At 72.1% G+C, this 23,772-nt stretch carries 22 protein-coding genes; 13 read left to right on the top strand and 9 right to left on the bottom strand.

The window, feature by feature from the left end; all coding sequences use genetic code 11:
- Positions 1–38 precede the first annotated feature (38 nt).
- On the bottom strand, positions 39–1,103 hold the full coding sequence (locus tag CG747_RS19845) for a serine/threonine dehydratase (protein ID WP_100603160.1): 1,065 nt from the start codon (positions 1,101–1,103) through the stop codon (positions 39–41).
- A 317-nt stretch (positions 1,104–1,420) separates the two neighbouring features.
- On the opposite strand from CG747_RS19845, the gene CG747_RS19840 reads away from it, so the two are divergent.
- The 5 genes from CG747_RS19840 (at position 1,421) to CG747_RS19820 (ending at position 5,106) form a co-directional block, all read left to right on the top strand.
- The gene (locus tag CG747_RS19840; RefSeq protein ID WP_100603097.1) at positions 1,421–1,726 is read left to right on the top strand and encodes a hypothetical protein; all 306 of its coding nucleotides are present in this window, start codon (positions 1,421–1,423) and stop codon (positions 1,724–1,726) included.
- 147 nt (positions 1,727–1,873) lie between these two features.
- Positions 1,874–2,524, top strand: a complete 651-nt coding sequence (locus CG747_RS19835; protein WP_180985615.1) for a hypothetical protein — start codon at positions 1,874–1,876, stop codon at positions 2,522–2,524.
- A gap of 137 nt (positions 2,525–2,661) precedes the next feature.
- Positions 2,662–3,147, top strand: a complete 486-nt coding sequence (locus CG747_RS19830; protein ID WP_257980539.1) for a MarR family winged helix-turn-helix transcriptional regulator — start codon at positions 2,662–2,664, stop codon at positions 3,145–3,147.
- Positions 3,144–4,427 (top strand): MFS transporter, encoded by a 1,284-nt coding sequence (locus CG747_RS19825; protein WP_219621493.1) that lies wholly within the window; start codon positions 3,144–3,146, stop codon positions 4,425–4,427. Before CG747_RS19830 ends, CG747_RS19825 begins: the two co-directional genes overlap by 4 nt.
- Positions 4,428–4,509: 82 nt before the next feature.
- Positions 4,510–5,106: a Type-2Aa cytolytic delta-endotoxin gene (locus CG747_RS19820; RefSeq protein WP_100603094.1), complete on the top strand. Its 597-nt coding sequence runs from the start codon at positions 4,510–4,512 to the stop codon at positions 5,104–5,106.
- A 260-nt stretch (positions 5,107–5,366) separates the two neighbouring features.
- Here CG747_RS19820 and CG747_RS19815 read toward each other — a convergent pair whose 3' ends face one another.
- Positions 5,367–6,632, bottom strand: a complete 1,266-nt coding sequence (locus CG747_RS19815; RefSeq protein ID WP_257980538.1) for a glycosyltransferase 87 family protein — start codon at positions 6,630–6,632, stop codon at positions 5,367–5,369.
- 331 nt (positions 6,633–6,963) lie between these two features.
- Positions 6,964–8,946, bottom strand: coding sequence for an NAD(P)-dependent oxidoreductase (locus CG747_RS19810; protein WP_100603093.1), 1,983 nt, complete (start codon positions 8,944–8,946; stop codon positions 6,964–6,966).
- A 244-nt stretch (positions 8,947–9,190) separates the two neighbouring features.
- Between CG747_RS19810 and CG747_RS19805 the strand changes: the two genes are divergently transcribed.
- From CG747_RS19805 to CG747_RS19795, 3 genes are read left to right on the top strand one after another with little or no spacing between them, the layout of a single operon-like run.
- Entirely contained in the window at positions 9,191–10,330 is a 1,140-nt protein-coding gene (locus CG747_RS19805; protein ID WP_308303791.1) for an NAD-dependent epimerase/dehydratase family protein, read from the top strand.
- 50 nt (positions 10,331–10,380) lie between these two features.
- The gene (locus CG747_RS19800) at positions 10,381–10,875 is read left to right on the top strand and encodes an NUDIX domain-containing protein (RefSeq protein ID WP_180985613.1); all 495 of its coding nucleotides are present in this window, start codon (positions 10,381–10,383) and stop codon (positions 10,873–10,875) included.
- Positions 10,876–10,919: 44 nt separating this feature from the next.
- Positions 10,920–11,960, top strand: a complete 1,041-nt coding sequence (locus CG747_RS19795; protein WP_257980537.1) for a galactokinase — start codon at positions 10,920–10,922, stop codon at positions 11,958–11,960.
- Between the two features lie 43 nt (positions 11,961–12,003).
- On the opposite strand, the gene CG747_RS19790 is transcribed toward CG747_RS19795, so the two are convergent.
- The 4 genes from CG747_RS19790 to CG747_RS19775 form a co-directional block, all read right to left on the bottom strand.
- Positions 12,004–13,116: a radical SAM protein gene (locus tag CG747_RS19790; RefSeq protein ID WP_100603089.1), complete on the bottom strand. Its 1,113-nt coding sequence runs from the start codon at positions 13,114–13,116 to the stop codon at positions 12,004–12,006.
- Between the two features lie 179 nt (positions 13,117–13,295).
- Positions 13,296–14,156, bottom strand: a complete 861-nt coding sequence (locus tag CG747_RS19785; RefSeq protein WP_100603088.1) for a carbohydrate ABC transporter permease — start codon at positions 14,154–14,156, stop codon at positions 13,296–13,298.
- Positions 14,153–15,133: a carbohydrate ABC transporter permease gene (locus CG747_RS19780; RefSeq protein ID WP_100603087.1), complete on the bottom strand. Its 981-nt coding sequence runs from the start codon at positions 15,131–15,133 to the stop codon at positions 14,153–14,155. The genes CG747_RS19785 and CG747_RS19780 overlap by 4 nt, the downstream gene beginning before the upstream one ends.
- A 5-nt stretch (positions 15,134–15,138) precedes the next feature.
- Positions 15,139–16,431 (bottom strand): extracellular solute-binding protein, encoded by a 1,293-nt coding sequence (locus CG747_RS19775; RefSeq protein ID WP_100603086.1) that lies wholly within the window; start codon positions 16,429–16,431, stop codon positions 15,139–15,141.
- A gap of 295 nt (positions 16,432–16,726) precedes the next feature.
- On the opposite strand from CG747_RS19775, the gene CG747_RS19770 reads away from it, so the two are divergent.
- Positions 16,727–17,890, top strand: coding sequence for a serine/threonine protein kinase (locus tag CG747_RS19770; RefSeq protein ID WP_100603085.1), 1,164 nt, complete (start codon positions 16,727–16,729; stop codon positions 17,888–17,890).
- A 47-nt stretch (positions 17,891–17,937) separates the two neighbouring features.
- The gene (locus CG747_RS19765) at positions 17,938–18,627 is read left to right on the top strand and encodes an HAD family hydrolase (RefSeq protein WP_257980536.1); all 690 of its coding nucleotides are present in this window, start codon (positions 17,938–17,940) and stop codon (positions 18,625–18,627) included.
- Here the strand turns inward: CG747_RS19765 and CG747_RS19760 are convergent.
- Positions 18,611–20,026 carry a N,N-dimethylformamidase beta subunit family domain-containing protein gene (locus CG747_RS19760; protein WP_100603083.1) on the bottom strand — a complete coding sequence of 472 codons (1,416 nt, stop codon included), beginning with the start codon at positions 20,024–20,026 and terminating at the stop codon, positions 18,611–18,613. The genes CG747_RS19765 and CG747_RS19760 overlap by 17 nt on opposite strands.
- A gap of 128 nt (positions 20,027–20,154) precedes the next feature.
- Here CG747_RS19760 and CG747_RS19755 point away from each other — a divergent pair, with 128 nt between their 5' ends.
- A complete protein-coding gene (locus tag CG747_RS19755; protein WP_100603082.1) occupies positions 20,155–21,024 on the top strand; it encodes a class I SAM-dependent methyltransferase in 870 nt (289 codons plus the stop codon).
- Positions 21,021–21,773: a GNAT family N-acetyltransferase gene (locus CG747_RS19750; RefSeq protein WP_100603081.1), complete on the top strand. Its 753-nt coding sequence runs from the start codon at positions 21,021–21,023 to the stop codon at positions 21,771–21,773. The genes CG747_RS19755 and CG747_RS19750 overlap by 4 nt, the downstream gene beginning before the upstream one ends.
- Here CG747_RS19750 and CG747_RS19745 read toward each other — a convergent pair.
- A complete protein-coding gene (locus tag CG747_RS19745) occupies positions 21,767–22,900 on the bottom strand; it encodes a hypothetical protein (RefSeq protein ID WP_257980535.1) in 1,134 nt (377 codons plus the stop codon). The genes CG747_RS19750 and CG747_RS19745 overlap by 7 nt on opposite strands.
- 321 nt (positions 22,901–23,221) lie before the next feature.
- Between CG747_RS19745 and CG747_RS19740 the strand changes: the two genes are divergently transcribed.
- A complete protein-coding gene (locus CG747_RS19740) occupies positions 23,222–23,701 on the top strand; it encodes a hypothetical protein (RefSeq protein ID WP_100603080.1) in 480 nt (159 codons plus the stop codon).
- The last annotated feature ends 71 nt before the right edge of the window (positions 23,702–23,772 follow it).

Genomic DNA, 23,772 nt, shown 5'->3' with positions numbered 1-23,772 from the left:
CGGTGCGCGACGAGCCCGCGACCCGCAGGCCGCCGCGCTCAGCCCGCAGGCTGCCGCCCCGGCTCGTCGGCCAGCGTCCGGACGTCCGTGTTGGCTCCGCACAGCACGATGCCGGTCGTCGTGCCCCTGCCCGGCTCCGTACTCCTGCGGGGCGGCCAGTCGTCCCCGGTGTCGAGGGGGCTCGTCCGCCACGCGGCCCAGGCGGCCAGCGCGGTGGCCGCCGCATGCTCGACCGCGATGCGCTGCTCCGCCCACAGCGTGCGGCGGGCCCGCACGATCTCGGCGTCGGACACGGTCACGCAGTACACGCCGTCCTGTTGCGCGGCGTGCAGGGCCCGCGCGGAGGCCCGTCGGGCGCCCAGTGAGTCCGCGGCCACCGAATCCACCGCGACGTCGACCGGCCGTCCGGCCTGTACGGCGGCGTTCAGGGCACAGCAGTGCTCCGGTTCGGCGGCGATGACGCGGATGTCGTGGTACCGGGCGGCGGCCGCCACCCCCGCGAACAGTCCCCCGCCGCCGACCGCGACGACGACGGTGTCCAGGTCCGGCACCCGGGCGCGGAACTCGTCCAGCACGGTTCCGGCGCCGGCGGCGATCAGCGGGTGGTCGTAGGCGTGCGAGGCAAGCGCACCGGTCGCGGCGACGAACTCCCGGCACGCCGCCAGTGCCTCCGCGTACTCCGCGCCCACGAGCCGCACATCGGCCCCGTACGCGGCCAGCTTCGCGACCTTCACCTCGGGTGCGGTCTCCGGCAGGAAGATGGTGGCGGGCACTCCCTGCTGCTGCGCGGCCCAGGCACACGCCAGTCCCGCATTGCCGCCGGAGGCGATGGCGACGCCGACGTCCGGCAGGGTTCCGGCGGCGCGGTGGGCCAGCAGGAAGTTCTGCGCGCCACGTGCCTTGAACGACCCGGTGCGCTGCAGGTACTCCAACCCCAACCACACCGGATCGCGGCCGGGCGGCTCCTCCGGGCCCGCCGCCGTTCCCGTGGTGCCCCGCCGGAACGCCGCCGCGTCGAGCGGTGCGACGGCGAGCGGCCGCACCTGCCCGGCGATCCGCCCGGCCGCGGTCGTCACCTCGTCGTAGCTCAGGTCGTCACCCATGCCCAGGTCGTCGCCCATGCCCAGGTCGTCACCCATCACGCACCCCTCACTCCCCAACACTCCCCACAACTCTGCCTCGTACGACGGCCCGCCCTCTCCGGCCACCCTACGCAGCCGTCGCCACGAGGAACGCGGCGTCGAACCGGCCGCGGCGTAACTCGGGTGCGGCCCAGGGCGCCGCCGGATAGCCTGGAAGGCTTTCCGCTCCCGCGGAGGGCACCGTGGTTCGAGGAAGGAGTGTGGCGCCGTGAAGTGGCGAACCCAGCCGCCCGCCCGGAAAGTCCGGGAGTCCGGGCGGCGGTTCCGGAAGGAACGAGATGTCCCGTACGGACAAAACGAAGCCGTTGTGGGTGCGCCACGCCGAGCACGGCCCACGGCCGGTCCACGACCACCGCTACGGCGCCTGCGACCTGCCGCCCGAGCCGACGCGGGAGGCCCCCGACACCCGGTGCCGGTGGGAACACCCCGGCATGCTGCTGTTCGGCCGCACCTGTTGCGCGGGATGCCATGCGCGCGGGTGCACCAGGGAATGGCAGCGGTTCGTCAAGGCCGGCAACCGCAAGGAGCGCTACGCGGGCCGACGGGCGGCACGTCGCCTTGCCGCCGGAGGGGACGGCGACTGACCGCGGATCAGGATCGACGGGGAGCCCCCGCGCCTCGTCGACGGTGAAGGACGGTGCAGGTGGGTGAAGTGGGCCGCTGGCCGGATCGCTGTGCCGGCGGCCGCTTCACCGGTGCCGTCGGCCGGTGGCTGGGCTAGGGTCGCCGGCATGCGCGACGTGCGGGTGGTGCTCATCGGAGGGACCTCGAATGTCGGCAAGTCCACGGTGGCCCAAGTGGTCGCGGAGCGGCTGCGGTTCGCCTATCGGTCGACGGACAGGCTGGCCCGGCATCCGGGGCGCCCCTGGCGGACACCGGAACGGGCCGTCCCGGCGCACGTCGCCGAGCACTACGCCACGCTCCCGGTGGACGAACTGATCGCATCGGTCCTCGACCACTACGGTCGGCTCTGGCCCCGCATCGAGGCGCTGATCACCGCCCATGCGACCGGCGAGGAGGCGGAGACGGGGCTGGTCCTGGAGGGTTCGGCGCTGTGGCCCGCGCAGGTCGCCGGGCTGGCGGTTCCGCACACCGCCGCCGTATGGCTCACCGCGGACCGGTGCGTCGTGCGGACCCGGGTGCACGACGGCGGACGCTACGCGACGGCCACGGCGGAGGAACGGCACCTCATGGACAAGTTCCTGGCCCGGACCGAGCGTTACCAAGCGCTCATGCTGTCCGTCGTCCACCGTCTCGGCCTCGATCACCTCGACTCCGGGGACGGCCGGTCGCCCGGCGAACTCGCCGACGCGGTCCTGTCGGCCGCCGCGGCACAGCACTCGGTGGGCCGGTCGTCACCCGACGGCCCGGCGCCCGGCTGACGTCGGCGCCCATCACCCCGAGCGCCAACCTCGGTCATCGACTTCGCCGTTGAACATGACAGCGCTTATATAAGCACTGTTACTGTGGCGGGATGAGTGCGGAGAGAGCGGACGGGCGGGGCACTGCGGAGGGGGCCGTGAGCGATCCCAGTCGGGAGAGTCTCTGGCGGCCGTTGCGGGTGCTCCAGGAGGTGATGGACGCGGAGATCGCGCGGCTCTACTCGGAGCGGCGGATCGAGGGGCTGAAGCCGAGCTTCGTACGGGAGTTGCTGCGGCTCAACGCCTGCGGGCCGATGACCATCGGCGAGTTGGCGGAGTCGGTCGGCCTCACGCATTCGGCGCTCAGTCAGAAGGTGGCCGCGATGCGGGCGGCCGACTGGGTCGAGACCGTGCCCGGCGAGGACGCGCGGAGCAAGAAGGTGACGCTGACGGCGAAGACCCGGAAGATCATCGGGCGGCTGGCGGCGGAGTGGCGGGCCACCGAGGCCGCGGTCGCCGAGATCGAGGCGGAGGTGCCGTATCCGCTCAGCCGGGTCGTCGTCGACATCGAGCAGGCGCTGGCACGCAAGAGCTTCCACGACCGGATCGCGGAGAAGCTCGCCGAGGATCCCGCGTGGGAATGAGGCGCGCGCTGGTCGACATCACCCCACTGCGTGCGTCGCGGGCCTTCCGGCGGCTGTGGGTCGGGCAGACGCTGTCCGGGTTCGGTGGCCAGATGACGGTGGTCGCCGTGATGTTCCAGGTCTGGCAGACGACGCACAGCACCACCTGGACCGGTGCGGTCGCGCTGGCCCAGGCGGTGCCGCTCATCGCGCTGGGGCTCTTCGCGGGGGCGGTCGTCGACCGGGTGGACCGGCGGAAGTTCTATCTGGCGATGACGGCCGGGCAGGCGGTCTCCTCGGTGTTGCTGGCGGTGCAGGCGTTCGTCGGCGGCGTACCGGTGGTGGGGGTGGTGCTGCTGGTGGCGGTGCAGTCCTGTTTCGTGGCGGGGGGCGGTCCGGCGTCGAAGACGTTCGTTCCGGCATTGCTGCCCCGGGAGCAGTTGGCGGCCGGGCTGGCGTTGCGGCGGATCTCCTTCCAGGGGGCGATGTTGGCCGGACCGGCGTTGGCCGGACTGGTGCTGGGCGGGCTGGGGGTCGGTGCCTGTTACGCGATCGACGCGGTCAGCTTCGCCGGGGCGCTGTACGGGGCGTGCGGCCTGCCGTCGATCACCGCGGAGGGCGGGGCGGCGGCCCGTTCCGGGTTGCGGGGCGTCCGGGACGGGCTGGTCTTCCTGGTCCGCACGCCCGTCATCCGCGGGGCGCTGCTGACGGATCTGGCAGCCACCGTGCTGTCGATGCCGATCAGCCTGTTCCCGCTGGTCAACGCCGAGCGGTTCGGGGGCGATCCGCGCACGCTGGGCCTGTTCCTGTCCGCGATCGCGGTCGGTGGCATCGGTGCGTCGCTCTTCTCCGGGACGTTCACCCGGCTTCCCCGGCCCGGTCTGGTCATGCTCGGCGGATCGGCGGGCTGGGGCCTGGCGCTCACCCTGTTCGGCCTCGTCCCCGGCAGGTGGCCGGGGCTGGTCTGCCTGGTCGTGGCGGGTGCGGCGGACACCGTTTCCGTGGTGTCCCGGAACACCCTCGTCCAGGCGCACACCCCGAACGCGCTGCTGGGCCGGGTCGGCGCCGCCGAACAGATCGTGGGGCAGGCCGGTCCGGACGTGGGCAACATGCGGGGCGGGGTGGTGGCGGATGCGACGTCGGGGGTGACGGCGCTGGTGAGTGGCGGGGTGTTGTGCCTGGTGGCGGTGGTGTTGGTGGGCATGGCGACGCCGGGGTTGCGAAGGGGTTCCACCGGTGCGGCCGACGGCGCGGAGCGCGGTGACGCCGGTGACGCGGGCGGCCTGGCGGCTCCGGGGTGAGGGTGGCGGAAGGGGCGGAGAGCGGCAGGGGCATACTTGCCCGTCGGCGCGACGCGATCTTTCCCGCACGTGAGGAGCAGTCATGTCCGACCAACCCACCGCCGAGAAGACGGCCTTCAGGACGGTCTTCGAGGTGAGCCCCGCGGCCCTGGAGCAGACCCAGGCCATTGCCGACACGTTCCAGTACGCGATTGCGCCGGCCACCGTGGACTTCGACTTCGGCGAGATCAGCCGGGCCGCGAGCGCCATCCCCGACAGTTCGACCGTGAAGATCGTTCGGGGTTGGGGACTCCAGGAGACGGCGCCCGTCGGCGTCATGGTGATGTCGCTCAGGGAGGCAGTCCGCCAGGCGCTCTCCGAGCGGTTCGGCAACCCCGCCTTCTGGGAGCGCGCCGAGGCCGCGCTCACCGATGTCTTCGTCGGCCTGGGCGGCCAGAAGGGGCCCCACCTCTCCTTCTACGGTGACTCCCCCGACACCACGAGCTACTACTACGACCTGCTGTTCGCGCTCCAGGACGAGGAGACCGAAGGGTACGTCTACGCCCTGGCCTTCTGCGTGAACGTGACGATCGCGCTGAGCGCGGACCAGGCCGGTGCGCTGACGATGGACGACATCGCGCAGTGCGCGATCCGGCTCAACGCGATGGCGATCCGGCAGCCGGTGTACGCGGCAGCCTGACGGCGGTGGTGGGGAGCGATCCCCACCACCATCCGGTCGGTGCGCGGGGACCGGCTTCCGTTCCGGTGGGCGGTCGACGGTAGCCGGGCGGCGGGCGGCGGGGCGGCATCAGTCAACTGCCGTGCTTCCGCGCGGAGTTCGGTGACCGGCTTCAGGGCGCCCGCCGGGCGGACGTGCCGCAGGGGCGGCGGCACGGGCACCGGGACCGAATCCCGCACACCCGAGCCGCACCCCGCAGCCGAGCGTCGCCTCCGTCACCTTCAGCGGGGGAGGTAGGAGACCGACGCCATCCGGTCCCGCCGGTCCGCCGTCGGCGCCGGCAGGTGGCGGTGGTCGTCGGACCGGTCCGACGACAAGCCGGCGGCGAAGCGGGGCCAGGCCAGCAGGACGACGGGGTAGATGGCGTAGCCGATGCGGGTCGCCGGGGACAGCACGATCGCCAGGATCAGGCCGAGCGCCAGCCGGTCGGCACCGGCCACGGCGCTCCGCGGCGGGCGGAACAGGAGCGATGCCCCCACGCCCAGGGCGCTCAGCGCGATGAGTACCACGGTGACCGTCTCGCCGTGGGGGACGAGCGTGCTGATCAGGTGCCCGAGCAGGGGGCTCTGTGCGGAGGACGCCGTGGGGCCGAGGCCCAACGGGTAGAGGACGACGTTCTGGTAGAACGCGCCGGTGTCCGCAAGGGCCACGGGCAGGACGGCGCACACGGCGATCCCCAGGGAGCCCGCCGCGCACTTGGCCGCGGCGCGCTTCCCGTTGGATACCGCGAGGACGGCGATGAGCACCGGGATGGCCGGCCAGGCGGTCCACTTCAGCGCGGCCGCCAACCCCAGGGCCAGGCCCGCGCGTCCGGCATCGCCGCGCCGGGTGAAGGCGAGGGCCAGGCAGATCAGTCCGATGACCGGCGGGTCCACGCCGCCGATGGTGAGCGGGAGCGCGACGACGGGGCAGGCGATCAGCCACAGCACGCCGGTCCGGCCGGTGGTGCCGTGCGAAGCGGTGGCCTGACCGATGCTCGGGTTCCGGCCGTGCGTCAGCACCCGCACGGCCCCCGCCACGGCCGCGAGGAAGCCGATGACGAACCACAACCGGGCGCCGGTGAACGGGGTGTCGCCGAACAGCATGTGCGGTATCCCGAAGAGCGCCATACCGGGGAGGTAGGGATTGAAGTCCCGGACCGCCTGCGGTGTGGGGTGGTACGGGGTGCCGGAGGCGAACAGCAGGTCGGCCGCCCGTTCCACCACGCCGACTTCCATCTGCGCCTTGTTGATCACCGTCAGGTATAGCAGGGGGACGACCGCCGCCCCGACGACCGCGACCACGGCCGGGGCCGGCGCCCACGGCGTGGACGACTTCGCCGCGATCAGGGCGGCGCAGCCGTACCCCAACGCGGCGGCCAGGCCCCAAGCTTCCTGCGCCGTGTCGGCGGGTGACAGCAGACCCACCACGAGCGCGGAGACCCCGCAGGCCACCAGCAGCGGCCAGTCCCAGCGCCGGCCGGCACGTGGCGACCCACCGATGGCCACGGGGCCCGACTTCCGTTCGCGAACGGCCTGCGACATCAGGCACCGGCCCTTCGTGCGGCCCAAGAGCCGAGGGCGGTCGCGCCGCGCCTTCGCCAGTGGTCAACGGATGCGGGCAGGCCGAGTGGGGGGAAGTCGATGATCATGACGCGACTATACATGCGCTGTATACGCGTCGCGTATACAGGGTGGGTATACGGCCGTGGATGCATGCGCCGGGGTACCGGCAATCAGACGACACGCCTTGCCAGTTGCCCACTGCCCGTTGCCCGTTGCCCGTTGCCGGGGAGGCGCCGCCCGCCCCGGCGCGCGGGGCGGGCGGTCGGCCCGGAGGTCAGACCTCCATGGCGAGGTGGATGCCTTCGTAGGCGAGCCACTGGGCGTGGGTGTGGAGTCCGTAGTGGAGCTCCGTGACCGGCTTCCAGCCGGGTGGGGGCGGGGGCCAGGCGGCGTCCTCGGAGGTGGGAGGCGCGGCGGGACCGGGTGGGGCGAGGGGGACGGGGCGTACCGCGGTGCGCACGGCCTCGGCCAGTTCGGCGGCGGTGACCGGGGCGTCCGCCAGGCCGACCACTCCTTCCGGGGGCGGTGTGCGGAGCAGCCCCGCCAGGGCGGCGACCAGGTCGCGGGTATGCAGGGGGCGCAGCCGCTCGGCAGGGTCGTCGAGGGTCAGGGGGTAGCTGCGCAAGGCGTCCCAGACCAGACGGCCGATGCGCGAGTCGTGGGGGCACCCGGGGCCGTAGAGGTCGCCGAGGCGGAGGGCGAACTCGGTTGCAAGGGAAGGGAGTTGGAGGGTGAGAGTGAGCGTGGAGCGGATGCCGGGCGGCTCGGCTTGCGGGAACGTGAGGGCGGTGAGGTCCAGGAGTGCGGGGGTGGGGTGGCCGGTCGGCCGGTGGGTCGAGGTGGTGACCCGGTGCCCGGCGTCGGTCAGCCCGCGGACGAGGTGTTCGCCGAGGGGGGTGTCGGCACCGATCACCTCGACGGGCAGGGGATCGCTTGAGTCGGCATCCATGCGTTCGGCGGCACTGCGGTCGGGATCACCGCGGTGGGGGTCGCTGCGGTGGGGGTCGCTGCGGTCGGCAGCGCCGTGGTCGGGGTCGGGGCGGCGGGAATCGGACCGGCGGAAAGTGCTTCGGTGGGGGGCGCCCTGGTGGGAATCGTTCCGGCGGGATGCGGACGGCTCGGCCTGGAACCGGCGGGCCGGCCGGGCGCGTTCGGCCGCCTCGTGGCCGGCTTCCAGACCGGCCAGGGTGATCCGCGCCAGTTCGTCCCGCTGCTCGGCGATCCGGTCCTCCGACTGGGCATAGCTGATCCCGCCGGGGCCCACGGTGGCGAGGGCTTCGGCGAGCACCGCCGGGTCCGGCACGACGTCCGTTGCGGGGGCCGTTGCGGCGTCCGGTACGGGAGCCGGGCCGGAGGGGCCGTCGGGACCGGTGGTCGCCGGATCGCAGCGGAGTCCGTCCCTCCGGTGGACGAATCCCATCGTGAAGGCGGTCAGCCAGGCTCCCTTGGCCGCCTCGGGGGTAGTGACTTCGGCCATTCGCACGATGGCTGATTGGTGCCTTTCCGGGCGGACTCCGACGCCCTCCAGGTACTGCTCGCAGTCGAGGTGGAGCCAGTGGCCGGCGCCCTGGGCGGGACCGTCGCCGGGGTCGTCGACGCGTACCGCGCACTGCGCCACGCCCTGCTTGAAGAACGGCAGCACCCGCAGGCCGGTCAGCCGCGCCCCTTCGCACCCGGGAACGTCCTGGGGCACGAAGCACACCGAACGGCGCGGCCCGCGGAAGGCATTGCCGGAGATGCTGCCGTGGTCCTCGTGTTCGGCGAGGCTGGGCACCGAAACGTATGACGGGATTCCGTGTGCGCGTAAGTAGCGGTTCATCAGGATGTCGTCGGGCCAACTGTCGAGGTGGCGGCGACCGAAAGCCGCAAAACCGGAGGCGACTTCCCTGGGAAGAATGATGGCCACGCAGGGAAAGTACTCGTTGACGGCACCCACCCATCGAGCGCCCGTCAGGGCACCGAAACGCACCGCGGCGCCGTTCCGGGAGTCCCAGAGCGCGAAAAGCGCGAGAGCGGCGTGCGGCATCTCGGCAATCGCCATCCGGGCGCGTGCGAAGAACGTATCGGAAAGGATCATGTCGTCCTGGACGACGAGCTGATGGGTGGCGCCGTCCTCGATTGCCTCCCAGGCGCACAGTGCGGTCCGCAATACGGACGGTTTGCCGGCCGGATCGGGATCCATGACGACGTGCAGCGCTCCCGGTGGCGCGGACCGCGCCAGCCGTTCCGCCGCCGCACGGCGTTTGGGGTGGGTCATCACGGCTCCGCTCAGCCGATAAGGCGTCATCAATTCCTCCGGTTCTCCGCTTTTCCGGCCCGCCGGGCTTTTGCGTCGGGCCGGGTCGATCCGGCACAGGTGAATCCGGACAGTACGGCGGTCCGGATGCGCGCCGCAAGACTGCCGAAATGGCGCTCTGGCCACCGGAATCAGCGCCGGACATGCTGACCGCTGGCCCACGCCGGGCCGACTCGTGCTCCGTTATGCGGGAAGAGAGGCACCCATGCCCGGAACGGTGAACGGAAAGAAGAACGTCGGGGCGCACGACAATGCGAACGGTAATGGCGCTGCCGGAACAGGGAGTCCGGCGCACGATGTCTTCGAGGAATCGGTGGAGGCCCGCCTGGAGAAACTCCGGGATTCCCGGGTGGTGGTGACCGGCGGTGCCGGACTGGTCGGCAGTCGGGTGGTCCGGCTGTTGCGCCGGGCGGACGCCGAAGTGACGATCCTGGACCGGCTGGACGCCTATCCGGATGCGGTGCACTCCACACTCTTCGGGGTCGACCGTCTCGGGGCGGACATGGTGGTCGGGGACATCCGCGACCGTGAAGCGGTACGCCGCGTGCTCGCCGGGGCCGACTACGTGGTGCATGCCGCGGCCTATGCCGACGTGGCGGCCTGCACCCGGCGGCCGGACATCGCCTTCCGCGCGAACGTCCAGGGCACCGAGGTGGTGTTGGAGGAGGTCGCGGCCTCCGACGTGCGCCGGCTGGTGCTGGTCTCGTCGGCCGCGGTGTACGGGAACGGCGATCCCGCCATACGGGGGCCGCAGGTCTTCCGCGAGGAGCAGCAGCCGCACCCGGTGTCGGTGTACGCCAACTCCAAGCTCTGGGCCGAGCATCAGACCCGGCTGCTGCTGAGCGGTGCCGACACCCCGGAGTACGCGGTGCTGCGGTACTTCTCGGTCTACGGCGATCCGCAGATCCCCAAGCCCGGCAGCCACTCGTGGATGGTGGCGTGGCTGTCCATGCAGGCGCGGCTGGGCCGCCCGATGCGGCTCAACGGGGGCGGGGTCCAGGTGCGGGACCTCGTCCACGTCGAGGACGTGGCGGCGGCCACCGCGCTCGCCCTCGTCGAGGAGGGGATGGCCGGGGCGACCGTCAACGTCGGTACGGGTGTGCCGACATCGGTCCGCGAGGTCGGCGAGCTGATCGCCCCGCATTTCCCAGGGGCGCACTTCGTCACCACTCCCCTACCGGAGGGCGATCCGCTGGGCGGCTATGCGGCCACCGGGCTCTGCCGTGAACTGCTGCGCTGGTCGCCGCGGATCGACGTCCGGGCGGGCGTGGAGCGGTACGTGCGCTGGCTGTCCGCCACCCCGCACGCGGTGCCGGGATGGCTGGCCGCCGAGCCCGCCGCATGACAACCTGCCACCACACATATGGACAAGACGCCAGGAAAGGTGACATCCAGGTGAGTTATGTCGGCTCGTACCTCTGGGAGCTGCGGCAGAAAGTGGGCAGTCGGTCGCTCCTCGTGCCCGGTGCCCAGGTCCTGCTGTTGGACGCGGCCGGCCGGGGGCTGTTCCAGCAACGCGCGGACAACGGTGTGTGGGAGCTGCCGGCCGGTGCGTGCGAGGAGCACAGCGACTTCGCCGGCACCGCCCAGCGGGAGCTGGCGGAGGAGACCGGGCTGCGCGTGGAGCGGGGCGACCTGGAGGCGTTCGGCTCACTGTCCGACCCCTCGGTCCACACCCTGACCTATCCCAATGGCGACATCACCCACTGCTTCGCGCTCTGTTTCGTGGCCCGCCGGTGGTCCGGCGTGCTCTCCCCCGGCCGGGACGAGGTGACCCGGGCGCGGTTCCGGGTGCTGGCGGATCCGCCGGGTCCGCTGCATCCGCCCACCGCTGTGGTCCTGGAGATGTTCCGGGAGTTCAGCTCGACCGGAAGGTTCCAGGCCCGATGAACGGACCGACGACAGTGTCCGGAGCGGAAGAGGGAGCGGCTGCGGTGCCCGGCGCCGCCCTGACGGCGGGGCCCGCGGTGGTGCCGTGCCGGGCCTGCCTCTCCGGGGAGGACCTGGACTGGTTGGGCGGCAGGTCGGTCAGCCTGGCGCTGGACCTGATGACCTCGGTCACGGTGCGGCCGCCGGGTGCCCGGCCGCCCGCCGGTGCGGCAGCGGACGCCGGTGCGGTGCCGGACGGCGGTGCCGGACGGCTCCCCGGTGCCTGGGCGGAGGAGGTGTGGGCGTTCCTGCGGCAACGGCTGCCCGGCCTCGGCGCCCGGCCGCCGGCCGTGACCGCGCACAGCGACGCGCCGGCGGCCAGCGGACTGTCGTCGTCGACCGCGCTGATCGTGGCGCTGTTCCGGGCGTTCACCGGGGCCGCGGTGCCGGCGGCCGGGGGCGGTGCGCATCGGCCGGTCCCGGCGCGGACGCTGGCCCAGTGGGCGTACGAGTTCGAGTTCGCGATCTTCAACGGTGGCGGCATGGATCATCTCGCGGTCATCGCGGGCGGTCTGCTGCTGCTCGACGGGCGGACCACCGGTCTGCCGGAGATCCGGCGGCGGACCGCGTTCCCCGAGGAGTGGGCGGTGGTCGTGCTCGACTCGGCGACCCGGAAGGACACCAGCGACCACATCCGCTCGGTGCGCGCGCAGCTGGCCGCCGGGGACGCCCGGCTCGCCGCGTACCGGGAGCGGACCGACGCGGCTTCGGCCGCGGTGTGGGAGGCCGTGCGGGACCGTGATCTGGCGGGCCTCGGTGCGGCGATGAGTCGGGCGCACCGCGCGATGCGGGACCTCCAGGGCATGTCCACACCGCTGTTGGAGGAGCTGCGGGAGCTGGCCCTGCGCTCCGTCGGGCTTCCGTTGAAGCTCAGCGGGGCCGGTGGCGGCGGGGCGCTGGTCGGCGTCTGTCCGGCCGCCGACCAGGCCGAGGTGGTGGCGCGGCTGCGGCGGGCGCTCGGCCCGGCGCACCCCCGGGCCCGGGTGATCCCGGCCCGGGCCGCGGCGGGCCTGGCACCGGAGATCGCCGCGGCACCGACCTCGTAGGCGGGGTCCCCGACCTTGTGGGCGGGGTCCCCGCGCCCGCCCCTCAGATGAACGGGTCGTAGTCCGTGCCGGGTTCCGGTGCGGACACCGTGCCCGCCACCGTGCCGGCCCCGATCCTGTCGAGTTCGAGGTTGGAGCGGTGGCGGGCGCAGTGGAAGCGGCAGTCGCGGCTCGGGTCGACGATGCCGCGGTCCGAGGTCCGCCAGATCTCGGGGAGGCTCTCGGTGACCGCGTCCCCGATCCGAGCGCCGGCGTTCCCCCGGTGATACGAGCAGACGTACACCCCGGACGGGGTGACCAGGGTGCGCAGTTCGGCGACCCGGCAGCGGTGGTAGTCCTTGTCCTGGACGGGCCCGACCCGGTTCCGCAGGGAGGTCAGCGTCGAGGAGTTGACGATCTCGAAACCGTCGCCGGCCAGGACGGCGGCCTTGTCGAGCTGCTCGTCCACGGAGGCGAGGATCTCGTCCGGCACCTGGATGACGTGGTGTCCGTCGTCGAACATCGCCTTGGTCTCGAAGTAGTCGCAGCCGATGTCGTGGGCGAGTTCGGCGGCCTGGAGGACCTCGTGGTGGTTGCTGACGACGGTGCCGTCGGGCTCCTGCCGGGTCATGACGAGGAACGAGTAGCCAAGGGCGCCGCGTTTGGCCTCGGCCAGCAGCCGCATGTTGGCGATGACCTTGTCGAAGACGCTGCGGCCCTTGCGGTCGGGGCGGAAGCGCCGGTACGTCTCGCTGGTGCCGGCGTCCATGGACACCCGCACCCAGGAGGCGTAGGCGGCGAGTTCGGCGAGGTTCTGTTTGATCAGGGTGCCGTTGGTGACCACGCCGATCGCGATGCCGGCCTCGCCGAGGACCCGTAAGACCTGGCGGGTGCCCCGGTGGGCGAGGGGTTCCCCGCCGCCTATCAGGACCACCGCCCGGACCTGCATCTCCACCAGTTCACCGGCCAGTTCGGCGAGCCGTTCGGGGGTGAAACGCCCCTGGTTGAGCAGCTTTCCGCTGATGCACTCGGGGCAGGCCAGGTCGCAGAAGGTCGTCGGGTCCAGGTCCACGACCAAGGGGCCGCTGGAGCGGGTCCCGGTGGCCGCTTCGAGGATCCGCGGCCAGCCGGACGGCTGGTACAGCTTGGACACCAGGTCGAGACGGTCGAACGTCACGTGATCTCCTGCAAGGTCGGAGGTTGCGTACACCGGCGGATCGTCGGTCCGCCGGCCGAGCGCGTGCCACATGGCGCTGGGCGGTATGCCCGTGGGGGTGGTCGGGCGCGGGCGGCTGGTGGGCGCGGCGGCTCAACGGCAGGTGGCCGTGGCGGTGCCGGCGGCCCGTCTTCGGCGGGTCACCCTTTGACCGCGCCGGTGGTCAGGCCCGCGCCGATCCGCCGCTGGACGAAGGCGAAGAAGACCGCGACGGGGAGGGCGGTGAGGGTGGCGCCGGCCATCAGTGCGCCGTAGTCGGTGCCGAAGCTGGTCTGGAAGGACACCAGCCAGATGCTGAGGGTCTGTTTGTCGTTGCTGGACAGCAGGACGTAGGCGAGGACGTACTCGTTCCACGCCTGGACCAGGGCGTAGATGGAGGTCGCCACCAGGCCCGGGGCGAGCAGCGGCAGCACGACCCGGCGGAACGCGCCGAGGCGGGTGCAGCCGTCGGTCATCGCGGCCTCCTCCAGCTCGACCGGGACGGCGGCGATGAAGCCGCGCAGCAGCCAGACGGTGAACGGCAGCATGAAGACGAGGTAGGTGAGGATCACGCCGGGCAGGCTGTCGGTCAGTCCGGCGTCGCTGAGCAGCAGGTAGAGGGGGATGATCAGGCCGGCCAGCGGGACCATCTGCACGCCGAGGATGACCAGGACGAGGGCCTTGCGCCCCGCGAACGAGAAGCGGGCGAGGGCGAACGCCGCCAGGACCCCGATCAGCAGGGAGACCAGCACGGTGCCGGCGCCGATCAGGACGCTGGAGCGCACGTTGGCCCAGAACGTCGGGGTGCCCAGGGCGCGGCGGAAGTGTTCCAGCGTCAGGTGGTCGGGCCAGATGTGCGGCGGGTCGGCGTGGATCTCGGTGGCCGGGCGGAAGGCGGTGAGCAGCATCCAGTAGAGCGGGAAGGCCATCACGGCGCTGAAGGCGAGCCCGAGGACGTTCGCCGCGGCGCGGCGTCGGCGGCGGGCGCCGGGTGCGCTCCCGGTGCCAGGGGCTGTGTTCACTCGGCCGCTCCCAGGTGGACGAGCTGGCGGACGTAGACGACCGCGCCGACCAGCAGCATCAGGACGGTGAGGACGGCGATGGCCGCGCCGGCGCTGTAGCGGTTGACGGCGAAGGACTCGATGAAGGAGTAGACGCCGAGCAGGTAGTACTCCTTCTCCGGCTGGCCGCCGCGCATCAGCCAGATCTGGTTGAACACCCCGAAGTCCCAGATGGCGCTGAGCGAGGTGACCAGGACGACGGAGGGTTTGATCACCGGCCAGGTGACGTGCCGGAACAGCTGGCCGGGGCGGGCGCCGTCGACCAGTGCCGCCTCCTCCAGTTCGGCGGGGACCTGGCTGAGCGCGGCCTGGAGGGTCAGCGCGGCGAACGGGACGGCGCCCCAGACCACGACGCCGGTGATGACGGCGAAGCCCTGCCAGGGGTTCTCGAACCAGTTGTGCTTGCTGAAGTCGAGTCCCGGCAGCAGGCCGAGGAGCCAGTTGACGACGCCGTAGTCGGCGTCCGAGAGCCAGCGGAAGATGGACGCCGCCACCATCACCGGCATCGCCCAGACGGCGACCAGGACGCCGGTCATCGTGGTCCGCACCCACGGCGCCACCCGTCGCATCAGCAGCGCCACCAGGAGCGACAGCACCATCGTCGCCGCGACGCAGGCCACGGTGAACAGGGCGGTGCGGCCGACGACGGTCCAGAAGAAGCCGTCGGAGAGGATCGAGCGGTAGTTGGCGAGCCCGGCGTAGGGGGGCGCGGCCCCGGAGAACAGTTCGCGCCGGGTCATGTCCTGGAAGGACAGCAGCACCAGGTCGACGAGCGGGTAGCCGAGGACCGCGGCGAGCGCGAGCACGGTCGGCGCGATCAGCAGATACGGCAGTACCCGCCGCCGGACGGTGCGCCGCGGGCGGGTGGCCCGGTCCGTCCGCGGCCGGTGCGGCGGCCGGGCGGCGCGGGGCGGTCCCGGCAGGTCCACGGTCCCCACGGCCGTCAGCGCTCGTTGATCACTGCGTCGATACGGCGGTCCGCGGCCCGCGCGGCGTCCGGGATCGATTGTTTCCCGGTCGCGATGTCCTGGAGCATCTCCGGGAGGACGTTGGACTTCTCGACGGCTCCCCAGCCGGGGGCCAGCGGGGTCACCCAGCCGGTTTCGGCGGCCCGCGCGGCCGGGCCGTTGATGCCGCCGGCCGCCACCTCCCGGAGCTGGGCGGTGTTGTTGGGCAGGGTGTCGGCGGCTATCAGGCGGCGTTGCGAGGTGCGGTCGGTGAACAGCCGGATCCAGTCCTGGGCCAGGTCCTGGTTGCCCGACTTGGCGGGGATGGCCAGGGTGGAGCCGCCCAGGAACGGCGGAAGCAGTCTGCCGGAGGGGCCGGGGAAGGCGAACGTGGCGAACTTGCCGCGCAGCGCCGGGTCGCCGCCCGACCTGCTGTCGGTGGCGGCCTTGGCCTCCCAGGTGTTGCCGTAGAACATGCCGACCTTGCCCTGGCCGACGACGCCCGGTTCGTCGCCGTTGTCCTTGGAGCGGTCGCCGGTGTAGTAGGCGTCCAGGAGGTCCTTCCAGGCGGTGAGTCCGGCCACGGACCGGGCGGAGGAGAGCGCGCCGTGCCAGCGGCCGTCCTTGCGCACCGCGATCTCGCCACCGGCGTCCTTGACGAAGGCCATCGCCGCGTTCCAATAGCGGCCGGGCATGTAGAAGGCGGAGAAATTCTTGTCGGCGGCGCCGAACTTCGCCTTGAGTTTGTCGAGGTCGGCGCGGAGTTCGGGATAGCTGCGGGGGGCCCGGTCCACTCCGACCTGGGCGAGGAGATCGGTGCGGTAGATGCCCACTCGGGCACCTACGTAATACGGGACACAGTAGGTCTTGCCGTCGTTGCGGCAGGCGTCGCGGAGCGCCGGGAGCCATTCCGTGGAGTGATCGAATTTCTTCGGATCGACCGGCGCAAAGGCGCCGTTGACTATGTAATTGGTGGTCTCACTGTTGCCCATTTCGACCACATCGGGGACTTTCCGCCCGGCGAGTGCGGCGTCGATCTTCTGGTTCTTCGTGGTCCACTGCTGGTACTGCACGGTGACCTTGATCTTGGGATAGGTCTTCCGGAAGCGGTCGTTGACCTCGGTCACCAGCGCCGGCCAGCTCTCCTGGGCGTCCACGGTCAGCCAGACCGTGAGCTCTCCGGTCCGGTCCGCGGCGGCGACCGGTTTGTTGCCGCCACAACCGGCCACCGCGCCGAGCGCAACCATTGCCGCCAGGCCCGCCGCCAAACGGGAGATGCGTTCGGCCATGATCTCCTCCGTCGGGTTGTCGGAACCGGCTGTATCTACCCCGGGCACCTCGCCTCTCACCTCGTGGAGTCTTTCCGGCCAGAAAATCCGACGGCCGGAACTTGCCGTCGAAATATTCCGCAAACAGCCGTACGGCAGGCCGGACCATATGCTGATCTTGCATTCGCCGCGGCAAAGCCGCCGTTGTTTTGACGCAAAAGGCGCGCTGCCCGAATGATCGGCTCTTGACGGTGCCGCCTCCACTGCCTCAGTTTTGCTCGGGTGTCACCCACGTCCCCTATCGAAGGGTTTGCACGTGACTGAGTACGACACGACGGCCGCGGATCCGGCCACCCGCCCGGTACAGGTCAACGCCTGGAACGGTTGGGATCCCCTGCGGCACGTCGTCGTGGGACGGGCCGACAACGCGGTGGTGCAGGCCCCGGAGCCGGCGGTCCGCCGGGACTTCCCCGACGACGGGTTCCCGCTGGGCACCCACGGCCCGATGCCGGCCGACATGACCGCCGAGGCCAACGAGCAACTCGACGCCTTCGCCGCGATGTTGCGCCGCCGCGGCATCCGCGTCGACCGCCCCGCGCCCGTCGACTTCAACCAGCAGGTCAGCACCCCGGACTGGGCCCAGGAGACCATGTCCGGCTGCATGCCGCCGCGCGATCTGCTGCTGACCGTGGGCAACGAGATCCTCGAAGCCACCATGTCGTACCGCAGCCGCTGGTTCGAGTACCTCTGTTACCGGCCACTGCTCCAGGAGCTGTTCAGGGCCGACCCGCGGATGCGCTGGGAGGCGGCCCCCAAGCCCCGGCTGACCGACGCCTCCTACAAAACGGGTTTCTGGGACACCTACAACTCCCTCCCCACCGACGTGCAGCTCGCCCGGGTGCGGGACTACGACCTCGTCCTGACCGAGGAGGAGCCGCTGTTCGACGCGGCGGACATCGCGCGCTTCGGCAAGGACCTCTTCGTCCAGCTGTCCTTCGTCACCAACCGCAGCGGCTACCAGTGGCTCAAACGCCACTTCCCCGACCACCGGGTGCACGTGGTGACCTCCACCAACACCCACCCGCTGCACATCGACGCCACCTGGGTGCCGCTGCGTCCCGGACTGGTGCTGCACTGCGGTGAGCGGCTCGCGGACGCCGAGCTGATGGAGTTCTTCCGGCGCAACGACTGGGAGATCATCGAGGCGGTCCAGCCGGCCAGTTGGGACCATCCGCCCAAACTGTCGTACTGCAGCCCGTGGCTGGCCGGAAACATGCTCAACCTCGACCCGAACACCCTGTGCATCGAGGAGAAGGAAGTGGCCCTCGCCGACCAGCTGTCCGGCTACGGCTTCGAGATCGTGCCGGTGCCGTTCCGCGCGGTGGGCCCGTTCGGCGGCGGACTGCACTGCGCCACCTTCGACATCGAACGGGAAGGCACGCTGGAGGACTACTTCCCGCACCGCCACGGACGGTACTGAGGACGGTGCCGGACCCGTCGCCGCCCCGCCGGCCCGCCGTCCGGGGCGTGATCCTCGATTTCTACGGCACGCTGGTGCGGCTGGTCGAACCCCTGCCACCCGACCACCGGCCGCTCTTCCTCCGCCGGGGCCTGGCCGAGGCCGCCGACGCGTGGGGCGACCAGTGGGCCGTCGGACCGCGGGACGGCGAGGAGCACACCGCACACTCCACCAGCGAACGGGCTTACAGAGCCTGGGAGTTGGACCGGCTCCGGCGACGGGCGCTGGCCTGCGGCGTACCCGCGCCGCAGGCCGGTCCGCTGGCCGCCGAGATCGATCGGGCCATGAAGGACCTGCACCTGGCCCTCTTCGACGACGTGCCGGCGGCGCTGGCCGGGCTGCGCACCCGCGGCCTCACGGTGGCGGTCTGCTCCAACTGGTACTGGGACCTGGACCGCGCCATCGAGGACGTGGGGCTGGCCGGACTGGTCGACGTCGCGGTCCCCTCGGCCCGCGCCGGAGCCCGCAAACCGCATCCCCTCATCTACCGGACGGTGCTGGAACGGTGCGGACTCCGCCCCGAACAGGCCCTGTTCGTCGGCGACATGTGGGAGGCGGACGTCGCGGGCCCTCTGGCGCACGGGATGCGGGCGGTGCACCTGTGGCGCCCCGACCGGGCGGTGGCGGGGGCGGCCCCGACACTCCCGGACGGGGCCGCGCGCATCCGCTCACTGGCCGCGCTCAGCGGCCTGCTGTAGCCGGGCCCGGACCGGCGAGCCGATCCAGCACGTTGCGGGTCACCCGGACGACGCCGGCGTCGAGTTCCCGGCCGCAGACCACCGGCCAGTCGGTGGTCCCGGCCGTGAACACCGTGCCGCCGGCGGTGTAGAGCCCCATCGTGGCGGCGCGCGGACTGGTGATCGCCGGTTCGCGCGCCGGGCAGTTCCAGTGGCCCCATTTCAGGTGGTGGAAGTCGTCGTGCACCGGATCGAGGAGGTAGATCCCCAGGATGAGAAAGGACTCGGGCGTACCGTCCGCCCCGGTGGCGTGCGCCACGCCGTCCGCGTCCCGGGCGAAGGCCGCGCCATCGCACTCGTAGCCGATCAACGCCGTGCCCGCTCCCAGGGCGTCGGCCGGCCCGCCGTCGGAGCCGTCCCGCAACCCGGTGCCCTCGTAAACCCAGTGGTCCGCGTGCTGCACCCGGTAGCCGTCGCGCGGCCGGTCGCCGGGCCATTCGCCCGGCCACATCCCGCCGTTGCGGAAGCTCACCCCGGTCAGGGCGTTCTCGGGTTCGCCGACGCCGTCCGGCGGGGCCGGCCACCACTGGTCGGTGGCCGGGAGGTGCGGGTACTCCGTACCGACGTGGTGGTCGGTGTCGGAGACGAACGCGGTGTTCCCGTCCACCGGGTGGACCCGCCACCAGCAGGTGTTGGCGCTCAGGAACGCCACGTTCCCGCCGCCCCGGACGAACCGGTCGACGTGGCCGCGCATCGCCGCGCTCCAGTACTCGTCGTGGCCGACGCTGAGCAGCAGCCGGTAGGGGTCGAGCAGCCCGGGGTCCTCGTGCAGGTCGAGGTCGGTGCAGTAGTCGACGTGGTAGCCGCTGCGCTCCAGCCAGGCGATGAACGGCGCGTCCCAGTAGGCGAGGTCGATGACCCCGCCGGGCCGGTGCAGGCTGAGCCGGTGGCCGCGCGGCCCGTCCGGACCTGCCTGCCGGTGGACGGGGTTGTCGTAGAGACTGGCGGCCCGCTGGACGTCCGCCCGGTCGGCGCGGTTGTACGCGTGCCGGGTGTACGTCGATTTCTTGTAGAGGATACGTGCGCCGGTCGCCGCGGGCCGGGCCGGGCGGACGACGAAGAACTCCCGTCCGAAACCCTCGATTCCGGAGTCGTCGAGCAACGGCACCTGCCGGGAACGATGTTCCGGGCCCTCGATGAAATGGGCGAGATAGATTCCCGGCGGCCAGTCCTCGGGAAGGGTGTGGTGATACTCCGGCCAATTCCAGTCCACGGCGGGCGAGGCGTGCTCGGGGACGCCGTCCGGGTGCAGTGGCGGAGCGGCCGGAACCCCCGGATACGGTCCGGTTTCCACCATGAAGGACAGTTCCTTCCCCAGGCGGTAGAAGCGGACCCTGAATTCCTCGGCAGTCGTCGACACATGAAATCCGAGACGCCGACCGGCTGGCACGCTCTCACGTTCCATATATCCCTCTATCACGCGCGTCATGCTAGGAGCGCGGACGAGGCACCGACAACAGAAATTCCGGCCAAGGGAGACAGCGGGAAATGGACCAAGAATTCCGGGTACGTGAACTGATGTTGGGCGTCGAGGGCATGGCGTTGCTCCGTCACGCATTGGACGCCGACGAGGACTTCCTGAAAGCCCGGGTGGAGGAGATCCGGGCACTGGTCACCGGCGAGGGCACCGCACTGCCGGACGGCGGGACCCCGCTCGACGAACTGGACGTGGCGGACGGCTACGCCTCCTGGGCGACCCGCTACGACTCCCTGCCCAGCGCATACATCGAGGTCGAGGAGCCGGTGGTGCACCGGCTGCTGGACCGCGGGCCGGTGGGCACCGCCCTGGACGCGGCCTGCGGAACCGGCCGTCAGACCGCCGCCCTGGCCGCCCGCGGCTACCGCACCATCGGCGTCGACCAGTCACCGCAAATGCTGGCGCAGGCCCGCCGCAAGGTGCCCGGCGCGGAATTCCGGCGCGGTCGGCTGGAAAGCCTCCCGGTCGACGACGAAAGCGTCGACCTCGTGGTCTGTTCGCTGGCCATGACGCATCTCCCGGACGTTTCCCCGGGGATCGCCGAACTCGCGCGGGTGCTCCGCCCCGGCGGCCGGATCATCCTCTCCGACCTGCACCCGTTCGTCATCTCCCTCCAGGGCCAGTGCGTATTCGTGCACGGCGCGGACCAACTGGCCTTCGTCCGCAACCACGTACATCTGCCCGGCCGCTATCTCGACGCCTTCCACTCCGCCGGACTGACCGTACGGGAATGCCACGAACCGCTCTTCAACGACCGGCTGGCGCCCGGAGGTTACGAGGAGGCCATTGCGGACGCCGCACGGGCCGCCTGGAAGGACCTGCCGCTGGTCGTCGTATGGGCCGCGGAAAAGCCCGGAGAGTCGCAGGAGAGTGCCGTATGACCCTGGAGTTCGTGCACCACTCCCAGCGTCCGGAATTGTGGGACCGGATCACCGGGGAATTCGCCGGCGTGGTCCCCGAATACAACCTGCACGGCGACATCAACGCCGGTTTCTGGGACCGTCTGTTCACCGACTTCCCCGACCAGCAGTTCCTTCTCCACGACACCGCCACGGACACCGTGCTCGGCACCGGCCGGACCCTCCCGCGTACCTGGGACGGCACCCCCGAGGGCCTCGGCACCGGCCTCGACGCCTCCATCGAAGCGGCCTTCCGCGACCACGACACCGGGGCGAAGCCGGACGCCCTCTGCGCCCTGGGCATCGAGATCGCCCCCGCCCATCAGGGCAAGGGGTACTCCACCCGCCTCCTGGACCACATGGCCGAGATGGCCCGCGCCGCCGGCCTCTCCCATGTGATCGTCCCGATCCGCCCCACCTGGAAGGCCCGCTACCCGCTCACCCCCATCGAGCGCTACGCGTCGTGGACCCGGGCCGACGGCGCGCCGTTCGACCCGTGGATCCGCACCCAGGTCCGCCAGGGCGGGACCATCGCCGCGGCGGTGGCGGAGTCCTCCCGCATCACCGGCACCGTCGCCGAATGGGAGGCATGGACCCAGATGGCCTTCCCCGACGACGGCCGCTACGTCTTCCCCGACGGCCTGGCGCCCCTCGACATCGACCACTCCCGCGACCGCGGCGCCTACTGGGAACCCTGCGTCTGGATCACCCACGACGTCCGCACCTACTGAACCTCCCCCAGCAGCTCCGCCGCCGACCCGAGCAGCAGTCCGCCGCACCGCACCGCGCCGTCCGCGTACGCCGCCATGAGCGCGTTGTGTTCCGGGAGCAGTTCGGGCCGCCGCTCGGGGGGCAGCCCGGCCGGGCCGACCGTGGACAGCGCGGCGGCCCGGACCCGGGCCGCGGCCTCGCCCACCGGCCCGGCCGCCGCCAGTCGGGCCGCGTGCCGGCGCGCGGCGTCCTCGGCCTGCCGACCCAACAGCAGGCAGTGGATCCACAGTTCGTCCGCGAAGGCGCGCCCGAAGAGGCGCCCCACCGAGGCCGCGGCGTCCTCGGGCCGGTGCCGCCGCACCACGTCCCACACCCGCCCCTCGGTCAGGCCGGTGTGCGGCAGCGCTTCGGTCCACCGCAGGTGCCGCCGCGGATCGGCGTCGTGCTCGTGCCCCGCTGGCCGCAGGTACCCCTCGCCGTACCGCATGTACGGCAGCCAGTCCAGCTCCTCCAGCACCCATCCGCGGTCCAGCAGCGGACGCGCCTCCGCCGCCCCCACGGGGCACACCGCCAGCCGGATCCCCTGCGCGGCATGCCCGTTGATGCTGCTCGTCCCGATGTGCTCGACCACGGTCGGCACCGCCAGCAGCCCCGACCGCCCCTCGGCGCGCAGGAACGCCGCCATCACCTCGTCGTCATGGCGCTCGGCGGTGTCCGCGGCGAACGCCCGGAACGCGTCCGCGGTGTGCGCCGGCAGGCAGATGGCCAGCGTCGGCGCGAACTCCTCCGGCACCGCCCGCACCCACCCCGCCCCGGCCAGCGCCGCCAGTCGGGCCGCGGCTCCGTTGCGGGCGTGCCAGTTGGTGTAGAAGATCAACGCCTCGTCCGGAAACCGCGCCACCGATCCGGCCACCAGCTCCAACAGCTCCGGCGGCGCCGCAACGTCGTCCTGGACGACCAGGTGGTGCCCGGCTCCCTCCGCCCGCGCCGCCCACGCCACCAGCGCGGTCCGCAACGCGGACGGCGGACCGTCCGGGTCCGGGTCGCGTGCCAGGCCCCCGAGCCCCAGTCGGGCGGCGAGCGCCGCGGCCTGTTGCTCGCGCACGGGGTGGGTCATCACGGCCGAACTGAGGGAAGTCGTGCTCACCGGGCCACTCCTCTCACCACGCGGAGACACCGCGCACAGATCGCGATCGGGCCGCCTCATCGTGGCAGATCACCAGGCAACAGCCGCCGCACCGGCGGAGAGTGGCCGAATCCTTGCGTCGAGCCGCGGGCCGGGGCGGTTCCGGACGGGGTCGTGGCGCGGCGCACGCCTCGACTTCGGCTCCTCCGGTCGGGGCCGACACCCTGCCCTCATAGCCCCAGGGGGTATGGTCGGGCCGCGGCGGCACACGGGAAGTGGCGCGAAGCGACCCGTCGGCCGTGCGGCGGATTCGGCCACGCGGCGGAGAGGAGGGAAATGCGCATGCGGACGCGACGCCGGAGGCGGACGGCGGCGCCGGGGCGGCGGCGACCGGCGGCACTGCTCGCCCTCCTCTGGCTGATCATCGCGGTGATCGCCCACCACGAACTGCCCGGCCCCCTCCCCGCGATGGCGCCCGTACAGTCCGTCCTCACCGCCTCCGGCCACGCCCAGTCCGGCCGCACTCCATCCGGTCACACCCGGCTCGGTCACGCCCAGCCCGGTGACGCCCAGTCCGACCAGACACGACCCGGCCGGTCGCAGGGCGTCCGCGCCGATCACCTCCGCGACAGCGGTGCCGCCTGCCCGTCGGGCGCCCACTGTTCGTCGTACGACGTCCGGTCCGAGCACTTCGTGGCGCCGCCACCGCTCCTCGGAACCGCCCGCGCGGCACACGCCACGGCGCCCTCCGCACCCGGACCGCGCCCGACCGGCGGGCCTTCCCCACCCGATCCGGCAGCCCTCTCCGTCCTGCGCATCTAGGCCGACCGCCCCCTTCCCCGGTCCCCTTTCCCACGGCGCACGAGCGCCGCGCCCCGCGGCGCGCGCACCGA

It is taken from the genome of Streptomyces sp. CB02959 (assembly GCF_002803155.1).
Classification (GTDB): Bacteria; Actinomycetota; Actinomycetes; order Streptomycetales; family Streptomycetaceae; genus Streptomyces.
This window is presented reverse-complemented; position numbering and strand designations above follow the sequence as displayed.

Coding starts and splice junctions, on each gene's coding strand:
- CG747_RS19755 (WP_100603082.1), top strand. CDS start 20,155: ATGGACCAAGAATTCCGGGTACGTGAACTGATGTTGGGCGTCGAGGGC.
- CG747_RS19845 (WP_100603160.1), bottom strand. CDS start 1,103: ATGGGTGACGACCTGAGCTACGACGAGGTGACGACCGCGGCCGGGCGG.
- CG747_RS19825 (WP_219621493.1), top strand. CDS start 3,144: ATGAGGCGCGCGCTGGTCGACATCACCCCACTGCGTGCGTCGCGGGCC.
- CG747_RS19820 (WP_100603094.1), top strand. CDS start 4,510: ATGTCCGACCAACCCACCGCCGAGAAGACGGCCTTCAGGACGGTCTTC.
- CG747_RS19810 (WP_100603093.1), bottom strand. CDS start 8,946: ATGACCCACCCCAAACGCCGTGCGGCGGCGGAACGGCTGGCGCGGTCC.
- CG747_RS19805 (WP_308303791.1), top strand. CDS start 9,191: ATGCCCGGAACGGTGAACGGAAAGAAGAACGTCGGGGCGCACGACAAT.
- CG747_RS19775 (WP_100603086.1), bottom strand. CDS start 16,431: ATGGCCGAACGCATCTCCCGTTTGGCGGCGGGCCTGGCGGCAATGGTT.
- CG747_RS19740 (WP_100603080.1), top strand. CDS start 23,222: ATGCGGACGCGACGCCGGAGGCGGACGGCGGCGCCGGGGCGGCGGCGA.
- CG747_RS19750 (WP_100603081.1), top strand. CDS start 21,021: ATGACCCTGGAGTTCGTGCACCACTCCCAGCGTCCGGAATTGTGGGAC.
- CG747_RS19835 (WP_180985615.1), top strand. CDS start 1,874: ATGCGCGACGTGCGGGTGGTGCTCATCGGAGGGACCTCGAATGTCGGC.
- CG747_RS19840 (WP_100603097.1), top strand. CDS start 1,421: ATGTCCCGTACGGACAAAACGAAGCCGTTGTGGGTGCGCCACGCCGAG.